At 59.0% G+C, this 26,011-nt stretch carries 23 protein-coding genes and 1 tRNA gene; 10 read left to right on the plus strand and 14 right to left on the minus strand.

What is annotated here, in order from left to right; all coding sequences use genetic code 11:
• Window positions 1-197: 197 nt before the first annotated feature.
• From HUU46_06785 to HUU46_06800, 4 genes are read right to left on the minus strand one after another with little or no spacing between them, the layout of a single operon-like run.
• Window positions 198-614 carry an RbsD or FucU transport gene (locus HUU46_06785; GenBank protein ID NUM53331.1) on the minus strand — a complete coding sequence of 139 codons (417 nt, stop codon included), beginning with the start codon at window positions 612-614 and terminating at the stop codon, window positions 198-200.
• Window positions 615-647: 33 nt separating this feature from the next.
• Complete coding sequence (locus tag HUU46_06790) at window positions 648-2,378, minus strand: hypothetical protein (GenBank protein ID NUM53332.1); 1,731 nt, start codon at window positions 2,376-2,378, stop codon at window positions 648-650.
• Window positions 2,375-3,061 carry a hypothetical protein gene (locus tag HUU46_06795; protein NUM53333.1) on the minus strand — a complete coding sequence of 229 codons (687 nt, stop codon included), beginning with the start codon at window positions 3,059-3,061 and terminating at the stop codon, window positions 2,375-2,377. Before HUU46_06795 ends, HUU46_06790 begins: the two co-directional genes overlap by 4 nt.
• Before the next feature lie 57 nt (window positions 3,062-3,118).
• On the minus strand, window positions 3,119-3,751 hold the full coding sequence (locus HUU46_06800; protein ID NUM53334.1) for a hypothetical protein: 633 nt from the start codon (window positions 3,749-3,751) through the stop codon (window positions 3,119-3,121).
• A 221-nt stretch (window positions 3,752-3,972) separates the two neighbouring features.
• Here HUU46_06800 and HUU46_06805 point away from each other — a divergent pair, with 221 nt between their 5' ends.
• Window positions 3,973-4,905, plus strand: coding sequence for a response regulator (locus HUU46_06805; protein NUM53335.1), 933 nt, complete (start codon window positions 3,973-3,975; stop codon window positions 4,903-4,905).
• Between the two features lie 15 nt (window positions 4,906-4,920).
• Here the strand turns inward: HUU46_06805 and HUU46_06810 are convergent, their stop codons facing one another.
• On the minus strand, window positions 4,921-5,610 hold the full coding sequence (locus HUU46_06810) for a PilZ domain-containing protein (protein ID NUM53336.1): 690 nt from the start codon (window positions 5,608-5,610) through the stop codon (window positions 4,921-4,923).
• Between the two features lie 210 nt (window positions 5,611-5,820).
• Here HUU46_06810 and amrB point away from each other — a divergent pair, with 210 nt between their 5' ends.
• Together amrB and HUU46_06820 are read left to right on the plus strand one after the other, a co-directional pair.
• Window positions 5,821-7,053, plus strand: a complete 1,233-nt coding sequence (amrB, locus tag HUU46_06815) for an AmmeMemoRadiSam system protein B (GenBank protein NUM53337.1) — start codon at window positions 5,821-5,823, stop codon at window positions 7,051-7,053.
• Between the two features lie 88 nt (window positions 7,054-7,141).
• Window positions 7,142-7,627, plus strand: coding sequence for a PAS domain-containing protein (locus HUU46_06820; protein ID NUM53338.1), 486 nt, complete (start codon window positions 7,142-7,144; stop codon window positions 7,625-7,627).
• A gap of 15 nt (window positions 7,628-7,642) precedes the next feature.
• On the opposite strand, the gene HUU46_06825 is transcribed toward HUU46_06820, so the two are convergent.
• Window positions 7,643-9,208, minus strand: a complete 1,566-nt coding sequence (locus HUU46_06825; GenBank protein ID NUM53339.1) for an amidase — start codon at window positions 9,206-9,208, stop codon at window positions 7,643-7,645.
• Between the two features lie 168 nt (window positions 9,209-9,376).
• On the opposite strand from HUU46_06825, the gene HUU46_06830 reads away from it, so the two are divergent.
• Together HUU46_06830 and HUU46_06835 are read left to right on the plus strand one after the other, a co-directional pair.
• Window positions 9,377-10,744, plus strand: a complete 1,368-nt coding sequence (locus HUU46_06830) for a VCBS repeat-containing protein (GenBank protein NUM53340.1) — start codon at window positions 9,377-9,379, stop codon at window positions 10,742-10,744.
• Window positions 10,745-11,004: 260 nt separating this feature from the next.
• Window positions 11,005-12,507 (plus strand): glycoside hydrolase family 32 protein, encoded by a 1,503-nt coding sequence (locus HUU46_06835; GenBank protein NUM53341.1) that lies wholly within the window; start codon window positions 11,005-11,007, stop codon window positions 12,505-12,507.
• Here HUU46_06835 and HUU46_06840 read toward each other — a convergent pair.
• From HUU46_06840 to rfbA, 5 genes are all read right to left on the minus strand, one after another.
• Entirely contained in the window at window positions 12,504-13,391 is an 888-nt protein-coding gene (locus tag HUU46_06840) for a hypothetical protein (protein NUM53342.1), read from the minus strand. The two genes, HUU46_06835 and HUU46_06840, sit on opposite strands and share 4 nt — an antisense overlap.
• 63 nt (window positions 13,392-13,454) lie before the next feature.
• Window positions 13,455-13,541, minus strand: a tRNA-Leu gene (locus HUU46_06845).
• Window positions 13,542-13,674: 133 nt separating this feature from the next.
• A complete protein-coding gene (locus tag HUU46_06850; protein NUM53343.1) occupies window positions 13,675-14,142 on the minus strand; it encodes a hypothetical protein in 468 nt (155 codons plus the stop codon).
• A gap of 180 nt (window positions 14,143-14,322) precedes the next feature.
• Complete coding sequence (locus tag HUU46_06855) at window positions 14,323-16,671, minus strand: hypothetical protein (protein ID NUM53344.1); 2,349 nt, start codon at window positions 16,669-16,671, stop codon at window positions 14,323-14,325.
• A 102-nt stretch (window positions 16,672-16,773) separates the two neighbouring features.
• Window positions 16,774-17,634: a glucose-1-phosphate thymidylyltransferase RfbA gene (gene rfbA / locus HUU46_06860; protein ID NUM53345.1), complete on the minus strand. Its 861-nt coding sequence runs from the start codon at window positions 17,632-17,634 to the stop codon at window positions 16,774-16,776.
• A gap of 248 nt (window positions 17,635-17,882) precedes the next feature.
• On the opposite strand from rfbA, the gene HUU46_06865 reads away from it, so the two are divergent.
• From HUU46_06865 to HUU46_06880, 4 genes are read left to right on the plus strand one after another with little or no spacing between them, the layout of a single operon-like run.
• Window positions 17,883-18,596 carry an ABC transporter ATP-binding protein gene (locus tag HUU46_06865; protein NUM53346.1) on the plus strand — a complete coding sequence of 238 codons (714 nt, stop codon included), beginning with the start codon at window positions 17,883-17,885 and terminating at the stop codon, window positions 18,594-18,596.
• Entirely contained in the window at window positions 18,593-19,834 is a 1,242-nt protein-coding gene (locus tag HUU46_06870) for a hypothetical protein (GenBank protein ID NUM53347.1), read from the plus strand. Before HUU46_06865 ends, HUU46_06870 begins: the two co-directional genes overlap by 4 nt.
• Window positions 19,835-19,843: 9 nt before the next feature.
• Window positions 19,844-20,164 carry a peptide chain release factor-like protein gene (locus tag HUU46_06875; GenBank protein NUM53348.1) on the plus strand — a complete coding sequence of 107 codons (321 nt, stop codon included), beginning with the start codon at window positions 19,844-19,846 and terminating at the stop codon, window positions 20,162-20,164.
• Between the two features lie 60 nt (window positions 20,165-20,224).
• Window positions 20,225-21,121: an aldo/keto reductase gene (locus HUU46_06880; protein ID NUM53349.1), complete on the plus strand. Its 897-nt coding sequence runs from the start codon at window positions 20,225-20,227 to the stop codon at window positions 21,119-21,121.
• Between the two features lie 9 nt (window positions 21,122-21,130).
• Here HUU46_06880 and HUU46_06885 read toward each other — a convergent pair whose 3' ends face one another.
• The 3 genes from HUU46_06885 to HUU46_06895 are packed head-to-tail and all read right to left on the minus strand — an operon-like array spanning window position 21,131 to window position 24,344.
• A complete protein-coding gene (locus HUU46_06885; GenBank protein ID NUM53350.1) occupies window positions 21,131-22,243 on the minus strand; it encodes an ABC transporter permease in 1,113 nt (370 codons plus the stop codon).
• On the minus strand, window positions 22,236-23,177 hold the full coding sequence (locus HUU46_06890) for an ABC transporter ATP-binding protein (GenBank protein NUM53351.1): 942 nt from the start codon (window positions 23,175-23,177) through the stop codon (window positions 22,236-22,238). The genes HUU46_06885 and HUU46_06890 overlap by 8 nt, the downstream gene beginning before the upstream one ends.
• An 18-nt stretch (window positions 23,178-23,195) precedes the next feature.
• Entirely contained in the window at window positions 23,196-24,344 is a 1,149-nt protein-coding gene (locus HUU46_06895; protein NUM53352.1) for an HlyD family efflux transporter periplasmic adaptor subunit, read from the minus strand.
• Between the two features lie 228 nt (window positions 24,345-24,572).
• On the opposite strand from HUU46_06895, the gene HUU46_06900 reads away from it, so the two are divergent.
• Window positions 24,573-26,003 (plus strand): aspartate aminotransferase family protein, encoded by a 1,431-nt coding sequence (locus HUU46_06900; protein NUM53353.1) that lies wholly within the window; start codon window positions 24,573-24,575, stop codon window positions 26,001-26,003.
• The last annotated feature ends 8 nt before the right edge of the window (window positions 26,004-26,011 follow it).

Here is a 26,011-nt window from a genome sequence, read left to right on the forward strand (position 1 = left end):
CACCGCTGCTTACATTTCGATTCTAGCACGGCCCCTACAGGGTGTCAACAATACCCCACAAATTCCCCGCGCGTAAGACTACGCCACAATGCGCCTTACGTCAACACTTAAAATGGCCATCGTGAACCGTTACCTTGGGCCGGGCCCGACTGATCATCATGCGAATTCTGCGAAAGGAAAACCAACCGAAAAGCGATTTATCCCGCGACGACTCCGATAGTCAGGAGAAGGTTCGCGTAGAGGCGCTGGTCTCCAGTCACAATTTGCAGGCACGTATCAGGGCCCGAGGCCTCCTCGTAGAATTCAAAACGCCCGAATCGGGTCAGTTCCAAGCCGGGGAGCATGTGGGCGAACTCCCGAAAAATAGGGGGCTCCGGTCCGTCTTCCGGTTCCATAACGGCCGCGTCCTCGATTGGAATCGAGGAAACGAGCACCGACAACACATCGGTCACGCGCAATATCCCCGGCGCGAGGTTCAAATAGACCAGCGAGGCATTCTCGCCCAGGCGGGTGCTCGCGGGGTAGTTGCCGTCCGTGATAAGTACGCGCGCGCCGTGGCCTGCGGCGGCCAGCGCCTCGACAATGTCCGGGTGCAGTAAACGTTGCATCAGCATGGGGTGCGCAAATTCTCCTGTGAGTACTTCACGCTACGACGGGGGCCCCGCCGGCGCGGGTCCGGTCTGCGTGGCTGCCTGGCGCGCGCGTTCCAGTTGTTCCTGTTGTTGCTTCAGCGCGGGAATGCGGCCGGCGCCTTCCTCGAACAGTTGTTGGGCTTCCGTGAGCTGGCCGACTGCTGCCAGCAACTTCACGTATTCGATGTACGCACTCGCAATGATCATCGAATTGGAGTCGTTCACGGCGACACGACGCAACGTTTCAAAGTGCGACGCGGCCTGCGCCGGAAGTTCCTTTGCAGCGAAGATTCGCCCGAGCGACAGGTGGGCTTCCAATTCGTCGTCGTAATAGCGCGCCTTGTCGCCAACTTCGCCGGTTGCTTCTTTGCGCGCTTGATACAGTTCCAGGACGCGCTCGAAATGCCGCCGCGCGCCGCTCGAGTTTTCGATCAAATCTTCGTACGTGACGCCGAGGTTGTAGTTGACGCGAATCGAATTCGGGTTTTCCTTCAAGGTCGCAACGTAAAGCGACTCGTTGCTTCGCCAGTCGTAGTTCCGTTGCGCGGTGGCGGTAATCAGCGCGATAACGGCGATGTAGGCCGCGGCGTACACGGGATAGCGAAGGGGAGTTGCGCCGCAGAACATCCACGCTACTTCCACCAGCGCCCATGCGAAGCCCATAAGCGGGAGGTACATCCAGTGTTCCGCCATCGGCGCATTGAGCGGAAATATCCCTGAAATGGGGAGCCAGGCGATCAGAAAAAAGCCGAGCGCAAACGCGAGCCGATGGCGCTTGCCGGCGTGGGCCCAAACCGTGGCCAAGACAAAAACGGGTATAAGCAGCCAGCCCGCAACCGCCGTCCAACCGGGAACGCCCTCGAGCGTCCGTTCCATGTGCAGGCCGGCCGGCGCAAATATCAATTTCACATACATGGCAAAGGCCTGGCCCGCTTCCGCGATCCGTTGGGTGAGCGGGGGACTGACGCTCTCCTGCGCATCGGCGAACTTGAGCACCGTAAACCGGAGCGCCGCATACACGCCCAGCACCACACCGGCGACCGCGAGTGGGGCGAGCAACGGCCTCCTCTCCGGGGCGGCATCGTCTTTCGGCTTCGGGACTCGCCCTACTACAAGCGCCGCGAGCAGGAGGAGGAACGGAAATATTGTCGCGGACTCCTTGCACAGCAAGGCCGCCGCAAAGAGTAGTCCGGACCATATGGCGTTCTTGCCCTTTGGGAGCGAAAGGGCACACGCCAGCGCGAGGGCGACAAACGCGCCCGCCATCGGATCGGCGCGTCCGCTGATGTAAGTGACCGCTTCGGTGTGCAGCGGGTGTACAACATAGAGCAGGGAGGCAAGCAGGCGAACGGGCCGTGGCGTACCCAAAGCCGTCATCAGCGCGAAGACGCCGATGCCCGCAAGCGCGTGCCACAGGGCATTGCCAATATGGAACACGAACGGACTCAAGACTTGCTGGGTTTGCCCGGCGGCCGGAGCCGGGGCGGCGGCTCGAGCGAGAATCGATTCCGCCATGAACGACAGCGATACGAAGGGGCGATAGAAGTTGCCCTGGCCACGACCATACGCGTGCTGATCCTTCGTGAAGAGTTGCAGCACATGTGACGGCTGCTGGACGTCCTCGTGAAGCAAGATCGATGAGGCATCGTCCCACACGAACTCGTTCGGGTACGTGTTGGCGTAGGCGAGCAGCGTGACGAAGACGATGAAGGCGGCGGCCAGAATGCGGAACTGCTTTTCGGTCATTGTTTTTGCAGCCAGGATTTGCTGAACACTTTGAACCGGTCCCGTGTCTTTAAGTACTCGAACAAAATGCCGCTCTTGTTTCCGATCATCTCGACGAACCGCAAACCGAAAAACTCCTCGCCCTCGCGGACCTGCAGGTGGTGCGTCTGACCGTCCTCGGGGGTATACACTTCAATAAACGCGTAGATGGTGCGTACGGGGGCGTCCCGCGGCTCGTACCATCCATTTATCGTTGCGACAGGCCGGTTCTTGACGGTCTCCCCCCACTTTTCGTAACGGACGACGCGCGAGTTTTCAGGATCGAAGAACCGAATCAGCGTGCACAGATAGAGCGCCAGGACGCCGTTCTGTTTGTCGCGAACGACACGCAACTTGTTTTCGAGCGTATCGATCACGCCGCCGATCGCCTCTTTGTAGGCAGGCTCCGCTGCGTATTTACTTTTGCGCTCGGCCAATTGTGTCTGTACCTGCGCGGCAAGCTCTTCCGGCACGCGCGTGTCCGCGGTGGAATCGTCGACGATATCGAATATTGGCTGAAGCACGCTCTCGAACTGCCGGCGGATGTCCGCGGCCGAAGGCGGGCGTTCGCCGGGAGGCGTTGGTTTGGGGGGCGGCTCGGATTCGCATCCGAGAAGGAGCGCCGCAACGACACACGGCACCAGCGCGCACCTTGTCCAATGCATGCGCATCACTTCCGTATACCTGTTATCGGCATCCCGGGACCCGGCGATCCGGCGCCGCTATTGCTGCGCCACACCTTTCACGGTAAAGCTCTGTTCGGTTTTCAGATATTTGAGCTGCGCGCCTTCCTTGTCGCCGAGAATCTTCTCGAGAATCAACCCGTGAAATTCCTCGCCTTCGCGGACCTTCGCGTCGGTCGTGACGCCGGTTTCGGGTAGATACACATCGAAGAACACGGTCGGCGTGCCTTCGATTTGGAAGATACCTTTCATCGTCACCTGGGGCTTATTCTTTTCGGCGATCGCGCGCTCACGGTAACGGACAACACGAACGTTGCCGGGGTCCATCGCATCGACCCCTTCACACACGTTCAACACTTCCTGCCAGCGCTCGCCGTCATACGCCGCTTTCAACGCGTCTTTCACCTCGGTTTCCACGAGCGAGCGCGCCGCTTCGCCATTGACTTCCGTCCGGAGCTTTCCCAACTCCGATGTCAACGACGACTTTAGCAGCGCTCCGCTTTCGGGTGCGCCGTTAATGAGCGGGCGCACGGCGCTCATGACCTGGCCGTGCAGTTGCTGCGCCGTCTTGGGAGGCGGAGGCGGCGGCGTAGGTGGGGGAGGAGGCTCCCTCTCACACGAAGAAAGAAAGACCAACCCGATCCAGCACAATGCAAGCAACGCGCGTTTCATCGATGAAGTCCTTATGGGATTCGGCACCCCCCGGCGCATGTTCCGCGCCGGGCCTGTCTAGCGACAATCAAAGTATACGCAGCACACGCTATCACACACAACTGTTTTGTTGACAACTTGCCGATCCGGCGAACTTCCGACTATGATATAGGTGTGGGCGCGCAATGCGGCCGCGGGTTGGGCCGGTGGCGGACCCGACACCAATATCGTTTGGGGGTTTGATGAGCAAAATTCTCCTTGTGGACGACGATGCTGATCTGGCGGAGCTGATAAAGACCAAACTCAGCGCCGAGGGCCACGAAGTCCATACCATTCACACCGGGGACGGGGCCTTCGAGAAGGCCAAAGACGTGCGCCCGGACTTGGCGATTCTCGATATCATGCTGCCGGGTGTCACGGGGTACCAAATTTGCCGAAGGCTCCGCAAGGACCCCGAACTGTATCGAATTGGTATCCTCATCCTCACCGCGCTCGGCGAGGAACCCGAGGTCATGCACGGCCTCGAGCAGGGTGCGGACGATTTTCTGGCCAAGCCGTTCAAGCTGGACCATTTAACCGAGAAGCTCGGCGCGCTCACGACGCTGCAGGAATCCATATCCAAACACAATCCGCTGACCAACCTTCCGGGTACTGAGGCCATCAAACGCGAGATCAACCACCGGCTCGCGCGCGGAATGGCGATCGCCTGTTGCTATATCGACATCGTCGGGTTCAAGGCGTACTGCGCGGCTTACGGGCAGCAGGGCCAGAAGCGCGCCCTCGAATTCACGTCCCAACTGCTGACCAAACTCTCGCATAACATTGGGTTATACGAAAGCTTCATCGCGCACTTGGGGGGCGAACATTTTGTGGTGTTGGTGAATTTGGAGGATTACGAACGGTTCTGCAGTTCGTTGATGCAGATGTTTGACCAGAGCATCACCCAGATTTATTCGCCCCAGGAAGTCCAGCGCGGCTACATCGTCGCGACCGACAAGCACAACCGTGAAGTGAAGTATCCGCTTATGGCCTTGTCGATCGGCGTGGCCCATACGCAATACCGACACTACAAAAGCGCAAAGAAGCTGTTCGAGGTACTGGCCCAGACGCGGCAGATGGCCCAGCCCAAGGGCAAAAGTTCCGTCTTCGTCGACCGCCGTCAGACGGATCGCTAGTCCGGAGCGGCGCTTTTAGCGGCCCTGCGTTAACCAGGCCCGTTCAACAGCGGCGAGTATTTCTTTCAGCGCGGATTCTTCCTTGACGGAATCGAGAGCGTTGGGCGCTTCGACGAACATCAATCCGTATTTTCCGGGGCGTGTGTGCCGCACTTCCGCGAGATAGTTCGCGATTTGTTCGTCGAGCTGCAACTGGACCTTTAGCGCCGACTTGACGTCGAGTCGCGGATCGGCTTTCACCGGAAACTCGATCAACATGCCGCCGACGCTGATGTCGACCAGTTGCGGCTCGTAGACGGCGTACCCCTGGTCTTCCATTCGCACCTGGACCCTGCCGGGGTCAATCAGGGGTACACGGAAGAAGCGGCGCATGTCCGGCTGAATCACAAACGGCGGAAGGGTCATCGTAAGATAGCCCGTGCTCGTGGAAGGAACGAATCCCGTTACCGATCCAACAAAGACGTGTAACGTGCCTTCCAGCAGATACGACACGACCGCGGGCGCCAGGTCTTTGAACACCGCGCCGGCCTGCCCGCGGACCTCGAAGCGCACCGCGTTATCCTGAAGCAGCGAGAACGCGGCCTTCACGGAAGTTTCGGTTTCCGGTTGCGCCACGATGGCCGGCAGGTGGCGTGCACAGCATTCCTTCAATTCAACGATGACTTCAGCGCGCACAATTTTCGATTCGCTTGCCCCGAGATTCATGGATTGACCCCGCTCCATAGCAGTAACGCGGCCCCACCGCGCCCCTGCGTCCAAGCCTAGCCAAAAAACGCATGAAGGATATGCGGCTTTCCATTTCAATTCAATGTTATTGACCCCGCAATTGCGTACAGCCCGAGGGCGAACGCGCTCCGCCGAATTGCGGGGTTGGCCATTGCGATTACGAAGCAGTGCGAGTATAGTCGTCGCACCATGCCGCTCCCGCCATTGCGCTTCCTCGACGCCGCTCACATCGAACTCGATGGCGCGCCCGCCGTCGTCTTGCGCGATATCGAGGGTTTCGTCGAGGACCCGCTTGTACTAACCCCGCTTGCGTTCTTCATCGCCGCGCACCTGAATGGGGAGAACGAAATCTCGGACATTCAATACCTATTCAGTAACGCATCCGGTGGGCGGATCATTCGGGGCGAAGACATCGAACGCGTCGTCGAGACCTTGGACGAGCACGGGTTCCTGCTCACGGAAAAGTATCTTGGGCTTCGAAACAGCCTCATCGAATCGTTTCAAAACGCGCCCGCGCGGGCGGCCTATCTTGCGGGCAAATCGTATCCCGGCGATGGAGCGGAATTGCGCGCGTACCTCGACGCAATGTATTCGCGCGAAGGCGCTCCCGGCATATTGCCCGGTTCGGGCCCGGCGTCCGGCGATCACCTGCCGTGCCTGATTGTCCCGCATATCGATTTCGAGCGCGGCGGGCATTCGTATGCACACGGTTATTTGCGCATGGCCGAGTCGGAAAAACCAGACACCGTATTCGTGTTTGGCGTGGCGCACGCGGGCGCGCCGACGCCGTTCGCCATGACGCGCAAACATTTCGAAACGCCGCTCGGAACGGTCGAATCTGACCTGGACCTTGTCGATCAGATTGCGGCGCAATGCGATTGGGACCCCTACGAAGCGGAGATTGTGCATCGCACAGAGCATTCGATCGAGTTCCAGGCGGTGATGCTTGCGCATCTCTACGGGAGCGGCGTGAAGATTGTCCCCGTACTCTGCGGGCCTTTTATGTCCGAGGAGGGGCTTGCGACTGGCACGCTCGCGCGCGAGGTGGACGAGTACCTTCGCGTGTGCCGTGAGGTCGCGTGCCGGTCGGGGCGGCGCGTTACTATTATCGCAGGCGCGGACCTTGCGCACGTGGGCAAGAGGTTCGGCGATCCCTTCGATATCGACGACGCCGTGCTCGCCGATGTGCGCAAGCGCGACAATGAGGACATCGCCCACCTGGTCGCGCCCAATCCGGAATCCTGGTACGCGTCGGTCACGAAGGACGAGAACGCGCGCAGGGTCTGCGGGCTCAATTGCATCTATGCGGCGTTGAAGTGTGTGGATGGCGATGTGTCTACCGGAAAACTACTTCACTACGACTACGCGCACGATCCCGCCGGCGGTATCGTCTCGTTCGCAAACGTCGCTTTCACGCGATAACCCGTGTTGAATCCTCTGAATCGGCCTTACATACTGGGTATGGGGGTGGGAGCGTCGTTACGCTCGCGAAGACGAGCCGGAGCGGTCCATGCCGGGAGAACCAAACCCAAATACGATTCCGACACATTCGGAAGTTGCGGAGTTGCGCGCACGAGTCGCCGAACTCGAGGCGCGCATACAGGTGCTCGAACGCAAGGAGCAGGTGTTGCACGCGACGCTGAATTCCGCCGATGACGGAATTCTCGCGGTCGGCGAGTGCGGACAGGTCATCTTCGCCAACCGCCGATTCGAGAAGATGTGGCATATCCCGCCCGATTTGATGGAAGCCGCCGACGATAACGAACTGCTCAGTTTTGTGCTCGATCAATTGGAGCAGCCCGACGACTTCATCGCGAAGGTGCGTGAACTGTACAAGTCGTTCCGGACATCGACGGATACGCTTCGGTTTCGCGACGGCCGTATCTTCGTCCGGACTTCGCAACCACTCGTCGTAAACGACGCGCTATGCGGACGCGTCTGGACCTTCCGCGACGAAACACCCGCTGATGCCATAAAGCATGGCGCACATGCCTGACAGGCCTACGCCTATCTACTCGTAGCCCGGGGGTGGCGTGAAGCCACCGAACACTTCGCCCAAATGTCCCGCCAATGCGATCGGGGTCGCGTCTTCCATGTATGGGCCCATAATTTGAATGCCAACCGGCAGGCTGTTTCCTGCCACGCCCAGCGGTGCGACCGTTGCGGGACACCCCGTCATCGTCGCGAAGGAAATGTAATACAGAAGGTCCGTATATGCGCGCCTGCCCAACGAGGTGTCGATCGCGCGCATTTCCAACGGTTCGGTCTGGACGTGTTCGAATGCAGTGGTGAACGCAGTCGGCAATAGAAACGCATCGTGCGTCTTGAAATAGTGGTGCCAGGCCGCACGATGAATGAGCTGGTCGCGGCACGCGTTGACGAATTCAACGTGCGGGTCCGTGAATGCCTTCGCGCGCATGACAAGCAGGTTGGGGTTGTTGCTCTTGGCCAACGGACGCATCTTTTGAAAATCTTCCTCCGGCAACCGTTCCGCGTAGCTGCACAACAACAAATACGCGTAGGTGACATACTGCGCCTGCGGATCGATGCCCTCCGGCCATCCCTCCTCGAGTTGAACGCCCGCGCCGCGCAGGGCGTCAATCGCCTCTTGCAGTTTCACAACTACTTCAGGGCAAACGGGGCAACGCGGGTCGTCGAGCACATACCCTACGCGGTAGTCTTTCAAGCGTGCGCCGCGCGGCGCCGCCAACTTCCACGAATAGGCCGTGGAATCCGGCCCGTCCGGTCCACCCATTACCTGCATCATCGCCATCAGGTCTGCCGCACTTCGCGCCAATGGCCCCGCTACCGAAAGTTGATCCGGTGGATACGGCTGCCCGCCCGGTAACGACGCCAATTCGCCGCGCGTGGGCACGACGCCATACGTCGGCTTATGGCCGTATACACCGCAGAAGTTGGCGGGATTGCGTATCGAACCGCCGATGTCGCTGCCCAATGCGGCGTAACACAAACCCGCGGCTAACGCCGCGGCGCCACCGCCCGTTGATCCCCCGGGTGAGCGCGATGTGTCCCAAGGATTGTTCGTCGTTCCGAAGACTTTGTTGAACGTTTGCATGTCCGCCGCGTACAACGGCACATTCGACTTTCCGAGGCACACCGCGCCGGCGTGGTGCATTCGCGTGACGGTGACCGCGTCGATGGCGGAGATGTAGTTCGCGAGTTCGACCGCGCCCGCCGTGGTTTTCAGACCCTTCACTTCGAATGTGTCCTTTACCAACCACGGCACGCCGTGAAACGGGCCCCACCATTCGCCCCGCGCAACTGCTTCATCGGCGGCTTTGGCCATTGTGCGCGCCATGTCCCCCGATACCGTCACGACAGCGTTGATCGTTCCATTCAGCGTTTCGATGCGCTCGAGCATATGGTCGGTAAGTTCAAGGGAAGATACGTCTCCCCTACGAATGGCTCGTGCCGCGTCCAACGCCGAGGCAAACGTAAGATCGCCCATTGTTTGCTTCGGGACAGGCTCCGCACCGGCCATCGTGGCAAATGCGGACTCCATAGCCGCCGCTGCGCCCACTCCAAGAAACTGCCTGCGATTGAGATTGAATGGCATTTCGTCACCCCACGTCAGAAATTATGCAGCCGAAGACCCTCGGCTGCGGATAATATCCCCATACATAGAAGCCTTCAAGCGCGTGTTGACGCTTCGATTCTTGTGTATACTGGCGAAACTGCCTGTAACGTCCTAGAGTCAAATTCGTATAGTTCCTGGAGTAACTCCATGCTGCCGCTAGCTGTCCTTGGCATGGCACTGTTCGCAGCCGATGCCCCCAAGATTTATGCGCTCGATGCGGGCGCGAGCGTCTGGGACGTCGTGGCCCTCGATGTGAACAACGACGGCAAGGGCGATATCGTCGCCGTGTGCTGCGATGAGAATTCCGAGCCGCTGAATAAATACCTCGCGCTCTTTTTCGCGGACGAGAATGGGGCCTATCCGAGCGCACCGTCGAGCATCGTCCCGATCGATTCCTCGCTCAGCGTGTTGTTTCCGGTCGAGATCGACGGTAAACCTCCCAAGGAAATCGCGGCCGCAAGCGCGGAAGGCCTTGTCGCGTTCGGGTTCGTCGATGGGACTCTCGCGCCGGTGTTCGAGGCCGCGTTCATGTCATTGTTTCCCAGTGGCGCCCGCGAACCCAACTTCATCAAGGACACGGCGCAGGACATCGACGGCGACGGCATTGACGAATGGTTTGTGCCAATGCCCACCGGATTCGCGTTGCGCAATCCGCAAGGCGAACTTGCGCAGATTCGCTGCGACGTATCGAGCGGCGTTCGCACCGGCAGCGGAATGTACGTAAGCAACAAGTTTCCCGCGTATCACCCGTTCACAATTGAAGGCGAGAAATCGAAGGCGATCGCATTCCTCAGCGACGAATACGCGGATTTCGCATACGGTGCGAACTGGAAGCAGAAGGAGCGATTCAAAATTCCGGTGAAACTGGGCGACAAGTGGGACACGAGCTCCAGCATGGAAGATTTCAACGGCGACGGCCTGCCTGACCTCATTGTCACGCAGACGCAGGGCACCATCAACATGAAGGCGCTGACGCAGGTCTATTTCGCGCAGGGGCCGATGAAATACGGTGACCAACCGACTGCCAAGTTCGAATCGAACGGTTCCTTCGCCGCGCCCGTCGTCAAGGACGTGAACGGCGACAAGAAGCTCGACATCATTTTCGTGAACATTCCGCTTGGCGTGCGATCGATCGTCAATTTCTTCATGTGGCGCAAGTTGGGCGTGGACCTGCAAATCTACGTGAACAACGGCGCCGGCTTCGGAACACAACCGGACTTCACCACCAGTGTGACCATCGAAGCGCCCGACGGTAAGGAACAATCCGCTTATTGCATGGGGGACTTCACCGGCGACGGCAAGACGGACGCGGCGTTCGGCGCGGGCAAACAGAAGCTCATGCTGCACGCGGGCGGCGACGCGAAGTTCATTTCATCGAAGCCCTATCTCACGCTCGATGTTCCCGCCTTCGGCATCGCGCGCGCGTACAAGCTGAACGATAACGCCGCCGAAGATATCGTCATCCATCATCCCGGCATTTCGCGCAAGGAAATGATCGAAGTCTTGGTCTTCTGATTCAGCCGCTGGCAACGCCGGCCTGCGCGCGGGTATAGTGCCTGTTATCCAGAGGAGTGTTGCCGAATCGCGCGGATCACGATCGCCCTAGCGCGAGAGCGCAATGCAGGTATCGTTACTTCGGACATTACTCCGCAGAAACCCATGCCCATGTGGGGCTACGGCGCGGACGCGACCGCTCCAACGCGCGCCCTTTGGGTCGGTCGAGGAAACCGACATCAAGGCGTTGATTAATAGCGGCTGAACTCGGGGAAGACTTGATGAAATCTGCACGCGTGTTTCTGGGTATGCTGTGCGCCATCTCGGCTGGCGCCGATGAGTATCGCGACGCCGCAATCAAGAAAGCGACCGAAAGCGTCCAGGCCGCAACCGAAAAGGCGTCCAAGGACCGCTCGCGGCCCGTTTACCATTTCCGCCCGCCCGCGCAGTGGATGAACGATCCGAACGGCACCATATTCCACAACGGCTATTACCACGTCTTCTATCAACACAACCCGTTCGCGGACACGTGGGGGCATATGCACTGGGGCCACGCGCGCAGCAAGGACCTCGTCCATTGGGAACATTTGCCCATCGCACTATGGCCGTCAGAGGACAAGGGGGAGGCGCACGTCTTCTCCGGGTGCGCGGCGATCAACGGAGACGGCGTGCCGATGCTCTTCTATACCAGCGTCGCAGGCGGCGAGAACAAGCGCCCCAACGAGCAGTGGGCCGCTGTCGGTGACGCAGACCTTATTAAATGGGAGAAACACCCGAAGAACCCAATTCTGGATGTAAAATCGATCCCCTTCGAAATCGGCCCGGACTGGCGCGATCCCTTCGTCTTCAAGTCCAACAACCGCACCTTCATGGTCCTCGGCGCGGACACAAAGGACGAAGCGATTATCCCGATTTTCGAAGCCGAAACGCCGCAACTCGATAAGTGGTCGTACAAAGGAATCCTCTACCGCAAACCCAAATCCGAACAACAGTTCTTCGAGTGCCCGAACTTCTTCCCGCTCGACGGCAAATGGGTGCTGATTTATTCGCCGTACAAGCCGTTGCAGTACATCGTCGGTTCGTTCGATATCGATAAGTTCGCGTTCACACCGGAGAAAGAGTCCACGCTCGATTATGGCTCGTTCTACGCTTCCAACATCTACTTCGGGACGGACGGCCCGCGCGACGCGAAGGACTACCGCCCCACGGTGCTTGTGGGTTGGATGCGCGGCTTCAAGGAAGGCCTCGGCTGGAACGGCTGCATGTCGCTGCCGCGCACACTGGCAATCGGATCTGACGGCTACCTGCGCCAGAAACCGATCAAAGGGTTGGAAGCAATCAAAGATAGCAGCAGTCCGCGAATGGGCAAATCATTGGACCACGTCACCGAAATCGCGACGATATCGATGTCGACACAAGTGATGGCCCTTCGCATACCGAGTGGAGGCTCGGTTGTCGTCACAATGACGCCCCGCACGCCGGGCGTGGCACCGGTGCAATACAGAATCCGGTACGACGGGATACAGGTGGACGATATCGAAGCGAAATGGAACGACCCGTCGAACGCCAAGAGCGTTGCGACAACATGCTATATCGACAAAACCGTATTCGAGTTGGCGTGCTCGACATATACCGATGACGCGGCGAACATGAGCGGGACGCTCAACATCTCGAAGGTCATCGAATTTTCGCCTGAAGGTTACGATGTGCGCGTCGAGGATTTCGGCGAGAGTGTGATCGCGCACGCGGCCTTCGGCCACATGAAACCGATCTGGAACGACTAGCGCGACGGCCTGTCCAGCGTATATGTGATCGGCTCTGCAGTGTCCGATGCCCACTGGCCGCCGGGGGCGAGTTCGCCGCTGGCTTCGAGGGAGAACGACACGCGAATCGTCTTGCCGAGTTTCATGATCTTGCTGCCGTTTGCCTTGGCCATAAACCCGCGAAACGGGGCCTTCATCTCCGCCTCATGTCCGTCCTCCGAAAGCGCGATTTCGATGATGCCCTGGTAAACAGGCCCCCTGTCCGCGACCCAGATGATGGTGCTATGGCCGTCCGGCAGGACAATTTCGCCCGAGTTCCCCTGCGGTTCGTCCCACCAGACCCATTGCGAATAGTAGTCGTAGCTGCCCTTGCGCGGCATCACGATGCCGAACGACTGTTCGAGCATCGCCTGGTCGAGTTCTTCCTGGTTCCGGCAGCCGTGGTTTAGGTAGTGGCCGGTGTTAAACGCGCCGTTGTAATACTCGACCTCCATGTTCATGTCATAACCCTTGGAGGTCGGGAAATAGCCGCCCTCGTGCAGCCAGTAGCCGGTCTTCAACTTGTTGTCCACGTCGATGGTGATAATCACGTAATACCGGCCCGCCGTACCCTGACTGTCGTTCTGCGTCCGGCCGATAATGCCCTTCGCGCGCCAATAGCCGTAGAGGTTCTTTTTGTCGTGGGTAAACTTGTATTCGAGAATGTCTACATCCGGATGGTCCACCAGCATCGGAGTATCGTCCTGCTGATCATGATCGGTGTCATGCGGATCGCCTTCGGGATCGAAGTGGGAGGGAACATCCTTCCAATCGCCGAACTTCCCGTTGATAGTGATCTTGCTAATCGGGTCGGCCATCGCGCAAACCGCGGCCGTCAGAAACAGCGCACACACCCGCACGCACATGGCGATTCCCTCCCAAAAAGCGAAGGCCGCGCACGGTCGCGCGGCCTTCAACTCGAAAATACTTGGTGCCGGAGAAGGGATTTGAACCCCCACGGACTTGCGCCCACACGGACCTGAACCGTGCGTGTCTGCCAATTTCACCACTCCGGCACGAAATTGCACCCGTAGGCAAGGCGGTATTTTAATCGATAACGGGCGAACAAGGCAAAATCGCCCGCGCCCGCGTGTCCACCTTGCACCGTCAATGACGGCAAATCAACGGAGTACAACCGCGTCGCCGGAGCTAGTGGCGGTGAATGTTCGCGGCCTTGCCATGGCGGCCAATGCGGTCCTCGGGATTACTCGCCTGTCGATCTATCTCCTCCTCGACAAGCGTCAAGATGGCAAGTCTCTCTTCATCCGTGATGTCGAGGTCTTCCTTGAACGCGACAACGGTAACGAGGGGCCGCTCCTTGTGATTTCGGCACTGTTGCGGGCAAAGCTTCCACAATTTTGGGTAACAGTGACATTGGATGCCGCCAACGGTGTATGGACCATAGTGCAGGTCCCAAATCGCCACGGCTTCGGAAAAATGCTCGCAGAACCGCTCGAGCACCGGCACCATATGCATGCACTCGGTCACGTGCGTGCGCGCCCGCTTGTGGCCCTTAAGGTAGGACGTAACGAGCACCTTGTCGTCCGCGCCTTGATGGCGCATCGCTTCGCACAGGTACGCGATTGCCCGAGTGGGATCGTGGAAACGCTCGATCATGATGAGGTCCCCGTCTCAAAATGATCCCCGCTGTGCGCCGTAAGTTCCCGGCTCGGAAACTCACACTTTCCGCGATTAGTCTAACATCTGCATAAGCTGTTGTCAGTGCAAATTTGCCTCAATGCTATATCGATTCCGCATCAATTGGGTACGCCGCGAGACGGAACCTACTCCCGGGTGCTACTTCTCCACGATAAATCCGTGGTATAGGCCCATGTAGTACGGCAAGAGAAACGATTGCGGGTCCATCAACGTGCCGCCGCCGCCGGAGTAGTCCAAGGCCCAGGGATCGACGTTCCAGTGCTCGACTTCACGCTCGTCTATAGGTAGCACGTATCCCGAAAGGCGATGTCCGCGGCCGCGCGCCTCTTTTCCTTCGCGCGTGTGGGTCCGCAGCGGTACGATGTCCTTTCGATGACTGTTCTTCACGCCCCACTCGATGCGGTCAAGCGGATACCGTTTCAGCGTGTCGATCGAATGCTCCAACCAGGGACCTTCCGGAGTCAGTTCCGTCGTGCCGAAGGGGTTGACGTGGCGCAGGCCCCAGCACTGCGCCGCGTACATGAAATTAAACAGCGGATTCAATTCCGGTTCCTCGATCATCCAATAGTTGAAGAACGCGAATGCGAAGTCCTGTTTCCGTTGCGGGTCCGTCTCGTATTTCATGAGGTTGTAAAAACTCATGAAACCCATTTCGTCGTCGGACTGGTTGCCGCAACCCGGGCACAACTGCCACTTCGGGACCATGATATTCGTCGCATACTGGTGTTCGTTCACGAGGTATTCGTATGCATCGGCATATTTTCTGTCACCGCCGCTGATATGTTGCGCCACCCGCAAATAGGAAATGATGCTCAACGAATTCAGGCCGCGGCCCGCCCACCACGATGCAACGTCGTCCCAATTCTTCGGACTGTACCGCGCCCAGCGCGTGGGTTTTCCGTCGTAGTCGACGAGATCGAAATCGTGCTCGATCAAATGGTCCGTCAGCGCGAGGACGTGTTCGCGCACGCGCGCTTTCTCTTCCGCGGTATCGGCCACAAGATCGTAATAAGCCGCATAGAAGAAATAATGTCCGTCGAGTTCGTCCGAACTGGTGTCGGACTTCCAATACCACTTCCCGTCCTTGCTCTTCGGCCACCACGGCGCGTGCGTCTTCCAGAGTTTGTCTTGTTCGCGCTGTTTCTTAACGTCGTCGCGCCCGGCATTCGGATCCGGTCCGTCCGTGGGCATGATGCTGCGCGCCACGAACCCCTTGGGTGGAGATAGTTCCCCGCCTTGCGTGACTTGACCAAGGAAGTGCATGGCGTCAAAGGCCTTTTTCGCGCGCGCTTTAGCCTTGGGATCGCCGGTCGCAGCGTACGCGAAGCATTCGCCCGCGCCGTACATGCTGGTCCACAAACCGTCGTTGTCGCTGTCGTGTTGTTTGAATCCGCCTTCGAGATCGCCCGGCTTGTCGAGGGACACTGACAACACGAATTCGTACGGCGTTCGCCGGTGGTACTTGTCGATCTGGTCCTCGAACCGCTTTGCCTTGTCTTTCAAGGTCATCGGCACGCGTTCGATCACACCGACGCCTTTGTCCGTCGCGAACCATGCCGCGCCTTTCGCGTCAACGGCGATCGCGCGAACGTCGTTCCCAGGCAACCAGCGACCGGCCTGGCGGTAGCCCCAGGTATGTCCGTCAAACGATATCGCGCCCATCTTCGTACCGAACCACACTACGTCGCCCACCCGCGGGGCGACACACGTAAAGTCGTCATAAGGCAATCCATCGCAAATCGTGAACAAACGGGAACCGCTGCCGGATGTCACTCCGATGCCTTGGGGCGAGGCAAACCACAACGCGTTGTCGCGTCCGCCACCTGCGCCTCGCACGTCTACCAGGTCCCAACTCTTGACGCCGTCGCGCGGTACGACGCGTGCCCAACTCCTACCCAAATTCGCGCCGATAAACAATCCGCCGTCTGTTGCGACGGCCAGGTCCATCGCGGGCGCTGTCACCGCGATCGATCGGATCGCCGGGCGATCGCCGATAAGCGGGGACAGGTTCTCGATCGGTTCGCACACTGAATTCTCGAATCGCAAGAGGCCAGTCGTCGTTCCAACGAAACCAGTGCCGACTTCTGGCCCGCCCAAGAGGCAGGTGATCTTTCCGACATCGGCCGGGACGCTTAGCAGCTTCGTGACTCCGTCCGCGGATATCCGATAAATCGTCGCTTCCGTCGCTGCGAGCGAGTGAGAAGCGGCTACAAACGCGAGTCCTTCAACTTCTTTCGCCGGTTTCCAGACGTCATTTTCGGTGTCGAAGAGCGCCATTCCGCGCGAGGTCCCTGCGACGATACGCCCGTCCGGTGTAACAGCCAGGCAGCGCACATCTGCATCCGGTAAGCCGTGTTCGGTGCCGTATCTGCGGCTGACTTCTTGATCGTATGCACCAACTTCCAAGAATGGCAGCGGTGGGCCTTCGGCGCGCGCGGCGCACACGAGTATGGACACAGCGATACCGGCAACAATCTTCCTAAACATGGATGCACCCTCCCAAGCCCTGAGTGTAGCAGAATCGCGGGATGCTGGAGGTGCTGCGTGCAAATGGGAACACTGGCTGCATATCGCCGCAACGCGGCCCGCTCAGTCCAGCAAGCTAATCAGATACTTTCCATATCCGCTCTTCAGCAGCGGCTCCGCCAAGCCGCGCAGTTCGAGGTCGGAAATGAACCCCATCCGGTAAGCGGCTTCTTCGATACACCCGATTTTTTGGCCCTGCCGTTCCTCGATCACTTGCACGAACTGCGCCGCCTGCATCAAGGACGCAAATGTCCCCGTGTCAAGCCACGCCGTGCCCCGATCGAGGATTGCAACGCTCAACTTTCCGCGCTTCAAATATTCCTTGTTTACGTCGGTGATTTCATACTCGCCGCGCGCGCTCGGCTTCAACGCCTTGGCAATCTCGACGACCGTATTGTCATAGAAATACAGGCCCGGCACGGCATAGCTCGACTTCGGCTGCTGGGGCTTTTCCTCGATGGAAATCGCCCGGTTCTGCGCATCGAACTCGACCACGCCGTACCGCTCCGGATCAGAAACGTGGTACGCGTACACTACGCCGCCTTCGGGGTCGTTGTTCGCTTGCAGCAGCGTATCCAGGCCCGTGCCGTAGAAAATATTGTCGCCGAGAATCAGCGCCGCCTTGTCGCCGCCCACGAACTTCTCGCCGATGACAAACGCCTGCGCCAGTCCGTTCGGTACGTCCTGCACCGCATAGCTCAAGTTAATGCCAATCCGGCTTCCGTCGCCCAGGAGGTTGCGAAAGAGGGGCAAGTCGTGCGGGGTCGAAATGATCAAGATGTCTCGAATCCCCGCCATGATCAAAGTGGACAGCGGGTAATAAATCATCGGCTTGTCGTATATCGGCATGAGTTGTTTGCTCACCGCCAACGTAATCGGGTGCAGCCGCGTACCCGAACCGCCCGCCAATATGATGCCCTTCATCGAAAGTCCCTCGTTCCCCGCAAGCGCCCAAGGACTTTAACAGGGCCGCGCGACAGTTGCAACGCGCTGTCAACCAAGAAGTTGGAAATAATGCCGGGGAATGCGCATGCTTATTGGATAGTTTGGGAGTTTCTGCCATTCCTTCCGAGTGGACTCCCATACATGGGTCGAGTGATTGGCAAACCGTGATTAACGTCGTCAATCTCGTTCAGCACTATGGCGTTCGCCCCGTACTCCGTGGAGTTAGTTTGGAGGTCAAAAAGGGCGAACTTGTCGTCCTCATGGGCCCGAACGGCATGGGGAAGAGTACCCTGCTTGCCTCGATTGCCGCGATGCTTACACCGCAAGAGGGGTATGTCGAAATTGACGGCAAGCGACGCAAAAGCAGCGTCGAAGCCGAACGGGCCATCCGCAAACAAGTGTTTTACTTGCCGAATAATCCCTGGCTGCCGAGAATCCGGACAGGTCGCGAATACCTCCTCGCAATTGGCGAGCTTTACGAAATCGATTTCAACCGCCGTTTTGAGCACATCGACCAACTGCTCGGCGTTTTCGACCTGACCGCGCAGGGCGATAGCCCAATGGCGTCATACTCGACCGGACAACAGAAGAAAATTGCGATCTGTGGCGCGCTTATCAGTGAGGCCCCGATCTTGGTCATGGACGAACCCTTCTCCGGCGGACTCGACCCCGCCGCGCTGCTTGCATTGAAGCAAATACTTCTGAAACTCCGCGAAGGAGATGATTACACGATCCTCCTCGCTACACCTGTGCCGGAACTTGTCGATGAAATAGCCGACCGTATCGCAGTTTTGCGCGACGGAGCAATTGTCGCGTACGACACCCCGAAGGCGCTGTTGCAGCAAATTGGCGGACAGTCGCTCGAGCAAGTCCTCCAACAACTCTTGAATCCGGAAAGCGTCGCCCGTCTCGACGATTACTTACGGAGCCGCAAACCATGATTCGCGCGTTCTTTCTCCTGCTACCAAGAGGCTCAATCTCGCGGCTGCTCTGCTGCATGCTGCTCATTGCATCCATACTGATCGAGGGTTACACGCGCTACCAAGCTTGGGCGCTAAACCTTTCGTACACGCTGGAGGAGACCCGCGCTCTTCGACAATTCGCCGGTCTTGCATGGGCCGTCGCTGCATGTGTGCTCGCGTTACTCTACGCGTGGAATCGCGTGGCCGCTTTTCACCCCCTCTGGGATCCCGAGCATTTGGCGTGGCTCCGTGCCACGCCATGGGACGGTCGAGTAGATTCACCTACCGGCCCGGTCCGCTTGACAAGTCTGGATGCCATCTGGGTCGCACTGATCTCCGCGCTCGCGATCCAGTCTCCATTTGCGAGTCCCCTGTATCCAGTAGCCTTGTTCTTTTGCACCTATACGTTGCTGTCCGCCGTAACGCTGAACGGGGCGGGCGACCATAATGCCGCGACTTGGGCACTCATGGCGCTGAGCGGCCCGATTGTCTACCTGTCGCAACCAGTGTTCTGTTGCCTGATGTCGATTCTCGCGTACTTGACAGTACATTGGCCCAACGCGAAGTGCCTTCGAGAAGTCCCTTTCAATGACACCCAGGCATTTGACCTTCGCCGTTATTTGAACCAGAGTTTCACGCCTCAGGACAGAGCTACAGGCGGCTTATTCGACGGTCCCGGCTTAAATATGTTGGGTTGGCCATTGACTATACTGGCTCCAAGAACTTCCTGGCGAACATTCGTACGGCAGTCTCCCTGGATAGCTTCCGCTTCGGTGGCACTCTACACCTTCGCGATACTACACGCGTACAACTCAGTTCATTCCTTCTCGCAGGAGGACGCCGCGCCCACGCATGTCTATACCGCACGATTCGCCGCCATTCCCTTTGCTTTCACTTTCATATTCTCACTCTTCTACTTTCACACTTGTGCGCCTCCTATTTCCTTGTTGGGAAGAATTGCGACGCGCAGGTTCGTGATCTTGAGCTATGATCGAATCTGGCTCGTGCCGTTCGTGGTCGGTTCGGTCGCGTGGGGAACGGTAACGCTCGGTTTGAAGCTCACTGGGCTTGTGCCGATCGCGGTTGCCCTCGGCTATGGAGTGTGCACGGCGTTGGTACTTAAGTTGAATCCCCAATATGAGAGATGGTTTCTCACCAGCGATTACCGGCTTCGGGAGCGGCCCTTTAGCGCTGTTGAAATCGCAAGAATCCAGTGATATTTCCCCATGCTTCGCGACGACGAAATTGAAATCACCTTCTACCGCAGCAGCGGTCCCGGAGGGCAGCACAAGAACACCACGGAATCTGCCGTTCGCGTGCGGCATATTCCGACGGGCATCGTTGTCGTTGCGACTGCCGAACGCTCCCAACTGCGGAACAAGGAAGCCGCCCTGGAAGAACTCCAACGCCGGCTGGCGGCGCGCCGCCGCAAACCCAAACCGCGCATACCCGTCAAGGTGACGAAGGCCGCAAAGAAGCGCCGCGTTGAAGCCAAACGCCAACGCGGCGAAACCAAAGCAATGCGGCGCAAACCGGACACCGAATGAACGCCCACATTGACTCGTCCGCTACCACAGTTTAGTTTTTGAATCAAAAGGAGCCTGACATTGGAGAAACGGAAACTTGGCAACACGGATATGTTGGTCAGCGTGCTCGGATTTGGCGGGGCGGAGATCGGCTTTGAAGGCGCGACCGAGAATGACGTGGCCGATCTGCTCAATCAAGCGCTCGACGCGGGTCTGAACGTCATCGACACCGCGGCGGGCTACATGAATAGCGAGGAGATGATCGGCAAGGCCGTTTCGGGCCGCCGCGACGACTACTACTTGTTCTCGAAATGCGGTTGGTCGGGGAACTCCAGCGAGGAGGAGTGGACGCCGGGGACGATCCTCTCACATATTGAAAACAGCCTGAAGCGCCTGCGCACGGACCGGCTCGACTTGATCCAATTGCATTCTTGTTCCGAACCCATTTTGCGTCAAGGCGACGTGATCGCCGCCGTGCAACATGCGCGCGACCGAGGTTATGCAAGGTACATCGGCTACAGCGGCGACGGTGCAGCCGCCAAGTACGCAATCGGCACGGGAGCGTTTGACACGCTGCAAACTTCGATCAACATCGCCGACCAACAGGTATTGCGCGAGAACCTGCCAATGGCGCACGAAAAGAACATGGGGGTCATCGCGAAGCGGCCCATCGCCAACGCGGCATGGAAAACCGGAGCGAAACCGGAGAACGCGTACCATCACGTGTATTGGGAGCGGTTGCAGGTCCTTCAGTACGATTTCCTGCGCTTGGATATCGATACCGCCGTGAGCGTTGCCTTGCGCTTTTCATTGAGCCAGCCCGGCGTTCACACGGCCATCGTCGGGACAAAACAGCCCGGACGTTGGAAGCAAAACGCCGGCTTGCTTGAAGCGGGACCTCTCTCACCATCGGAAATCGACGCGATCCGCGCCCGATGGGACGAAGTCGCAGATCCAGATTGGGTAGGTCAGGTGTAGGCGTGCGGCTTACCCGAGCGTCTTGCGGAAGCGGCCGGCGCTTACAGTAAGCAGGACACTCGCAATGACGATGAGCCCAATTCCCTGCGGCCACAACTGCATGAACCCCGCGTCGCGCAAAATGATGCCCCGAAGGATTCTGATGAAGTACGTAACCGGCAAGGCCTGGCCGATTGCCCAGATCGGCGCAGGCATGGACTCCTGCGGAAACATAAAGCCAGACAACAGAACGGAAGGCAGCATAACCAGGAAGGCAATCTGAATCGCCTGCACCTGATTGCTTGCGATGGTTGAAATCATCAGGCCCAGTCCCAGTGAGGTTACGAGGAACAAGACCGAAAAACCGGCGAGCAGCGCCAGACTCCCTGCAATGGGTACTTGAAAGAGAAAGCGCATCAGCAGGACCACCATGCACACTTCAAACGCGCCAATACATGCATACGGCATCAGCTTGCCGCCAAGCAGCCCCAGCCGCGACACCGGCGTCACCATAAGCTGCTCGAGGGTCCCGTTCTCCTTCTCGCGCACCACGGCGAACGCGGTAAGAAACATCGTCACCACCTGCATCACGATTCCAATTAGCCCGGGGACCATAAAGTTTGCCGTCTTCATGTCCGGATTGAACAGCACTCGCGGACGCGACTCGATCGGTTGCGACCTTCCGGGAAAACGTTCCTGAATCGCCGTGAACGACTTTCGCAGCGCGATCGCGTTCGACACGTTTAGCGCCTGCATCGCCACCGTCGAATCGCTGCCGTCGATCAGCACCTGCACTTCGGCACGCCGGCCCAGTGCGACGGAATCCGAGTAATCCGGCGGGATTTTCACCCCGACCTTGGCGTGGCCATCGACGATCATTCCGGTTAGCTCGTCATCGGAAAAGGCTTGGCCCACGAAATCGAAGTAACCGGTATTCTCGAAACTATCGAGCAGCTCGCGGCTCGCCTCGCGGCCATCGAGGTTGTAGTACGCCGTCGGGATGTGCTTCACATCCATCTGGATCGCGTAGCCAAAGATGGTCAATTGAATGCCGGGGATCACCAACATGAGCAGCAGCGTTTTCGGATCGCGCAGAATGTGAATCGTCTCCTTGTAGACGATTGCATTGAATCCCCTAAACACTGCGGGCCTCATCCATGGTGCGCGTCAGCGTGACGAAGACGTCCTCCAGCGACGGCGGGATCGTGTCCACGTGAACGTGGCCGAATCCCCGGTCGATGAGGGCCGCGCGCAACCGTTCGCCCGATCCCTCCTCCGCGAGCACGTGCAGCGAATCGCCGAAGATCGTCGCGTCGCGCACGTACTCGAGCGCATTGATGTAGCCCATGGCCTGCGGTTGGCGGTCGCACATCACGCGCATGCGTTCAAGACCGGCGGGTGTCACGGCCGGCATCTCCTTCAAGTCGCCGGGCGTGCCGTTCGCGATCATGCGCGAGAAATAGATGTAGCCGACGTGCGTGCACCGTTCCGCCTCATCCATGTAGTGAGTCGTTACGAAGAACGTATGCCCTCGATTGCTCAGCTCGAACAGCAAGTTCCACAGCGCCCGCCGCGCGACCGGATCGATGCCCGCCGTGGGCTCGTCGAGAAAAAGCAGTTTCGGCTCGTGCACCAGCGCGCACGCTAGCGCAAGCCGCTGGCGCCACCCGCCCGAGAGCTGCCGCGCGAGCCGATTGCGGTAATTGTGAATCCCGGTTAGTTCAACAACATCTTCGATCCGTTGCGCGGCGCGCGACCGCGGGACCGAGTAGACGCGCGTGTAGAACCGAAGGTTCTCCATCACGGAAAGATCGCCGTACAAGCTGAATTGCTGCGACATGTACCCAATTTCGTGCTTGATCCGATCGGTGTCGTGCGCGAGGTCGAACCCCATCACGGTCGCGTTGCCGGAGGTCGGGCGAAGTAATCCGCACAACATGCGGATAAGCGTCGTCTTGCCGGAACCGTTCGGCCCGAGCAGGCCGTAGATGCTGCCGCGCTCAACCTCGACGTTTGCGGAATCCACGGCGGTGAAGCTGCCGAAGCGCCGCGTCAGGTCGCGCGTGGATATCGCCAGATTGGGTTCCAAGGCGCCTCACTCATGGGCCAATGGCATTCGGACCATCGCCGCCATGCCGGGCCGAAGTTTCCCGCCGTGCGAATCGAACGCCACCTTCACCCCAAACACCTGCTGCACGCGTTCCTCTTCGGTCTGAAGATTTCTCGGAGTGAACTCGCCTTCGGTCGCAATGAAGCTGATCTTGCCCTTGAAGGTTTCGCTGCCGTGCGCGTCGGTGGTAAACGTCACTTCCTCGCCGAGTCCCAGGTGTCCCAATGCCAGCGCGCTGACATATACCACGAGTTTCAGGTCTTCCGGGTCTGTCAACTGAAGCACCGGCCCGGGCTGCACAAGATCGCCCGGGTGGACATCAAACGACTGCACAACGGCCGCGCGCGGGGACTTCACAGTCATCTCGTTCAACAGCGTTTCCGCGCGAAGAATTTCGGCCTGGGCCGCGTCGCACGCCGCGCGTGCCGCGTCGATATCTTCCTTGCGGGTGCCATTCTTCAGCAGGTCGAACGCGGCGGCGGCGCGGTCGCGTTCGGCCTTCGCCATTTCGATCTGCTCGTTGCGCGTACCGTTAGCCAACAGGTCCAACTGCTCTTTCGCGGCTTTATGCTGGCTCTGCGCCGCCTCCAATTGGTGGAATGCCTGGTCGTACGCCTGCTGCGAAACGGCACTGCCTTCCCGCAGTTTCTTTATGCGCGTGAAGTCGGACTGCGCCGTATCCAGTTGGGCTTTCGCTGCGCCCGCCATGGCGCGGGCCGCTTCGATCTCCTCGGAGCGCGCGCCATTCAGCGCCATCATGTACGCCGCTTCCGTGGCAGCCGCGGCGGCTTCCGCCTGTGCGAGTTCCTCGGGTCGCGCGCCGGTCTCCAGACGTTGCAGCGTGGCCTGCGCCTGCGCCAGCTTGGCCTTTGCGGCGGAAAGAGCCGCTTCCTGCTCACCACACTCGAGCTTTAACAGCACCTGACCGGCCGTTACCGAATCGCCTTCCTTTACTGCGATGTCCGCGACCCGGCCGCCTACGCGCGAGCCAACTCCAATTGTCGTGCCTTCTATCGTTCCAGTGACGCGCAGCGCCCCTCCGTGATCGCGCGAACAGCCCGCGGTCACGACAAAACTGGCAGACGCGACCGCAATCCAGAAGGTGGTGTTGACCGTCTCGAGTCGAATCCCCAATCGTGCTCCTGTCCAGCCCGCGGTAAACCGCGCCAACCACGGACTACGGTGAAGTTAGGCAATCAAAATGTGAGACGAAATATGCGTCTCGCAGACGTTGCACTTTGCCAACGCACTTCAGCCGGAAAAGTTGTCGTGCGGTCAGGCTTGAAGGTCTTCCACTCGCGCCGCATACTACCCGTCTTTGCCGCGAGGGAGTACGCGGCCTCATCCGAGGGGAACACCGTCATGCAGATACCCGCAAAGGGCCTGCCCAAGTCTGAAATCCTACAGATGCTCGAGTCGTTCAAGCAAAACGATCTCGCGTGGCGCTCCGGGCGTGTACTGGCCTACACGTACGATCCCGGCGCCGAGGTTGACGACGTAGCCAAAGCCGCGTACCTCATGTACCTCACTGAGAATGCGCTCGATCCGACGAGTTTTCCGAGCGTCGTTAAGCTGGAATCCGATGTCGTCCGCATGGTCATCGACCTCTTGCGCGGCGACAAGAACGTAGTCGGTTCCTTTACATCAGGCGGCACCGAGAGCATTTTGCTTGCGGTGAAAGCCGCGCGCGACTGGGCGCGGGTGCACAAGCCGCACATCAAGCAACCCGAATTCGTCGTGCCGCGCACCGCCCACGCCGCGTTTCACAAAGCTGCCGCGTACTTCGGCCTGACGATCAATGTGGCGCCCGTGAACGCGTCGTCTTACTTGGCCGACGTAGACGCCATGCGCGCGCGAATTACGGATAACACGATTCTCCTTGTCGGCTCCGCGCCAGGCTACGCGCATGGCGCGATCGACCCTATCGAAGACATCGCCGCGCTCGCACAGGAGAAAGGGCTGCTTTGTCACGTGGACGGTTGCGTCGGCGGAATCCACCTCAGCCTCATGCGCCGCATGGGCTATGCGCTTCCCGCGTTCGATTTTACTGTACCGGGCGTAACGTCCATATCTGCGGACATGCACAAGTACGGGTACAGCCCCAAGGGCGCGAGCATCGTCATGTACCGCAACAAGGAGTTGCGCCGTCACCAACTTTTCGCGTGCGCGGCCTCGACCACATACGCCCTTATCAACCCGACGATCCTCAGCACAAAGTCCGGCGGTCCGATGGCGGGCGCCTGGGCAGTGCTTCATTACCTCGGCGAGGAGGGGTATGCGCGTGTTGTCCGCGGAGTTATGGACACGACCGCACGCATGATCGACGGAATCAGTCAAATCGACGGGTTGCGCGTCCTCGGCAAGCCGGACATGTGCATGTTCTCGATCGCCTCCGGCGAGTTCAACATCTTCCAACTCGCGGACGAAATGAAACTGCGCGGCTGGTATCTGCAACCACAATTCTCAATCGAGGGCCTGCCGGCAAACCTGCATATTACCGTCACCCAGAACTCCGCCACGGTGGTTGACGAATTCCTCGCGGCGCTGAGGGACGCCGTTGCCGCCGTCAAGAAGGACCCAAACCCCATCGATGCGAATGAGATTCGCACCAATATCGACGCGCTACTTGCGCAACCCGGCGAAGCCCCGCTGAAGGAACTTGCCGCAATGCTCGGCATTGACGGCACCAGACTCCCGGAAAGGATGGCGCTGCTGAATACGGTGCTGGATGCCATCCCGGATGATCTTGCCGAGGAAGTGCTCACCGATTTTCTAAATGATCTGTACGCATGATCCGAACC

The sequence above is a fragment of the Candidatus Hydrogenedentota bacterium genome (assembly GCA_013359265.1).
GTDB lineage: Bacteria > Hydrogenedentota > Hydrogenedentia > Hydrogenedentales > SLHB01 > JABWCD01.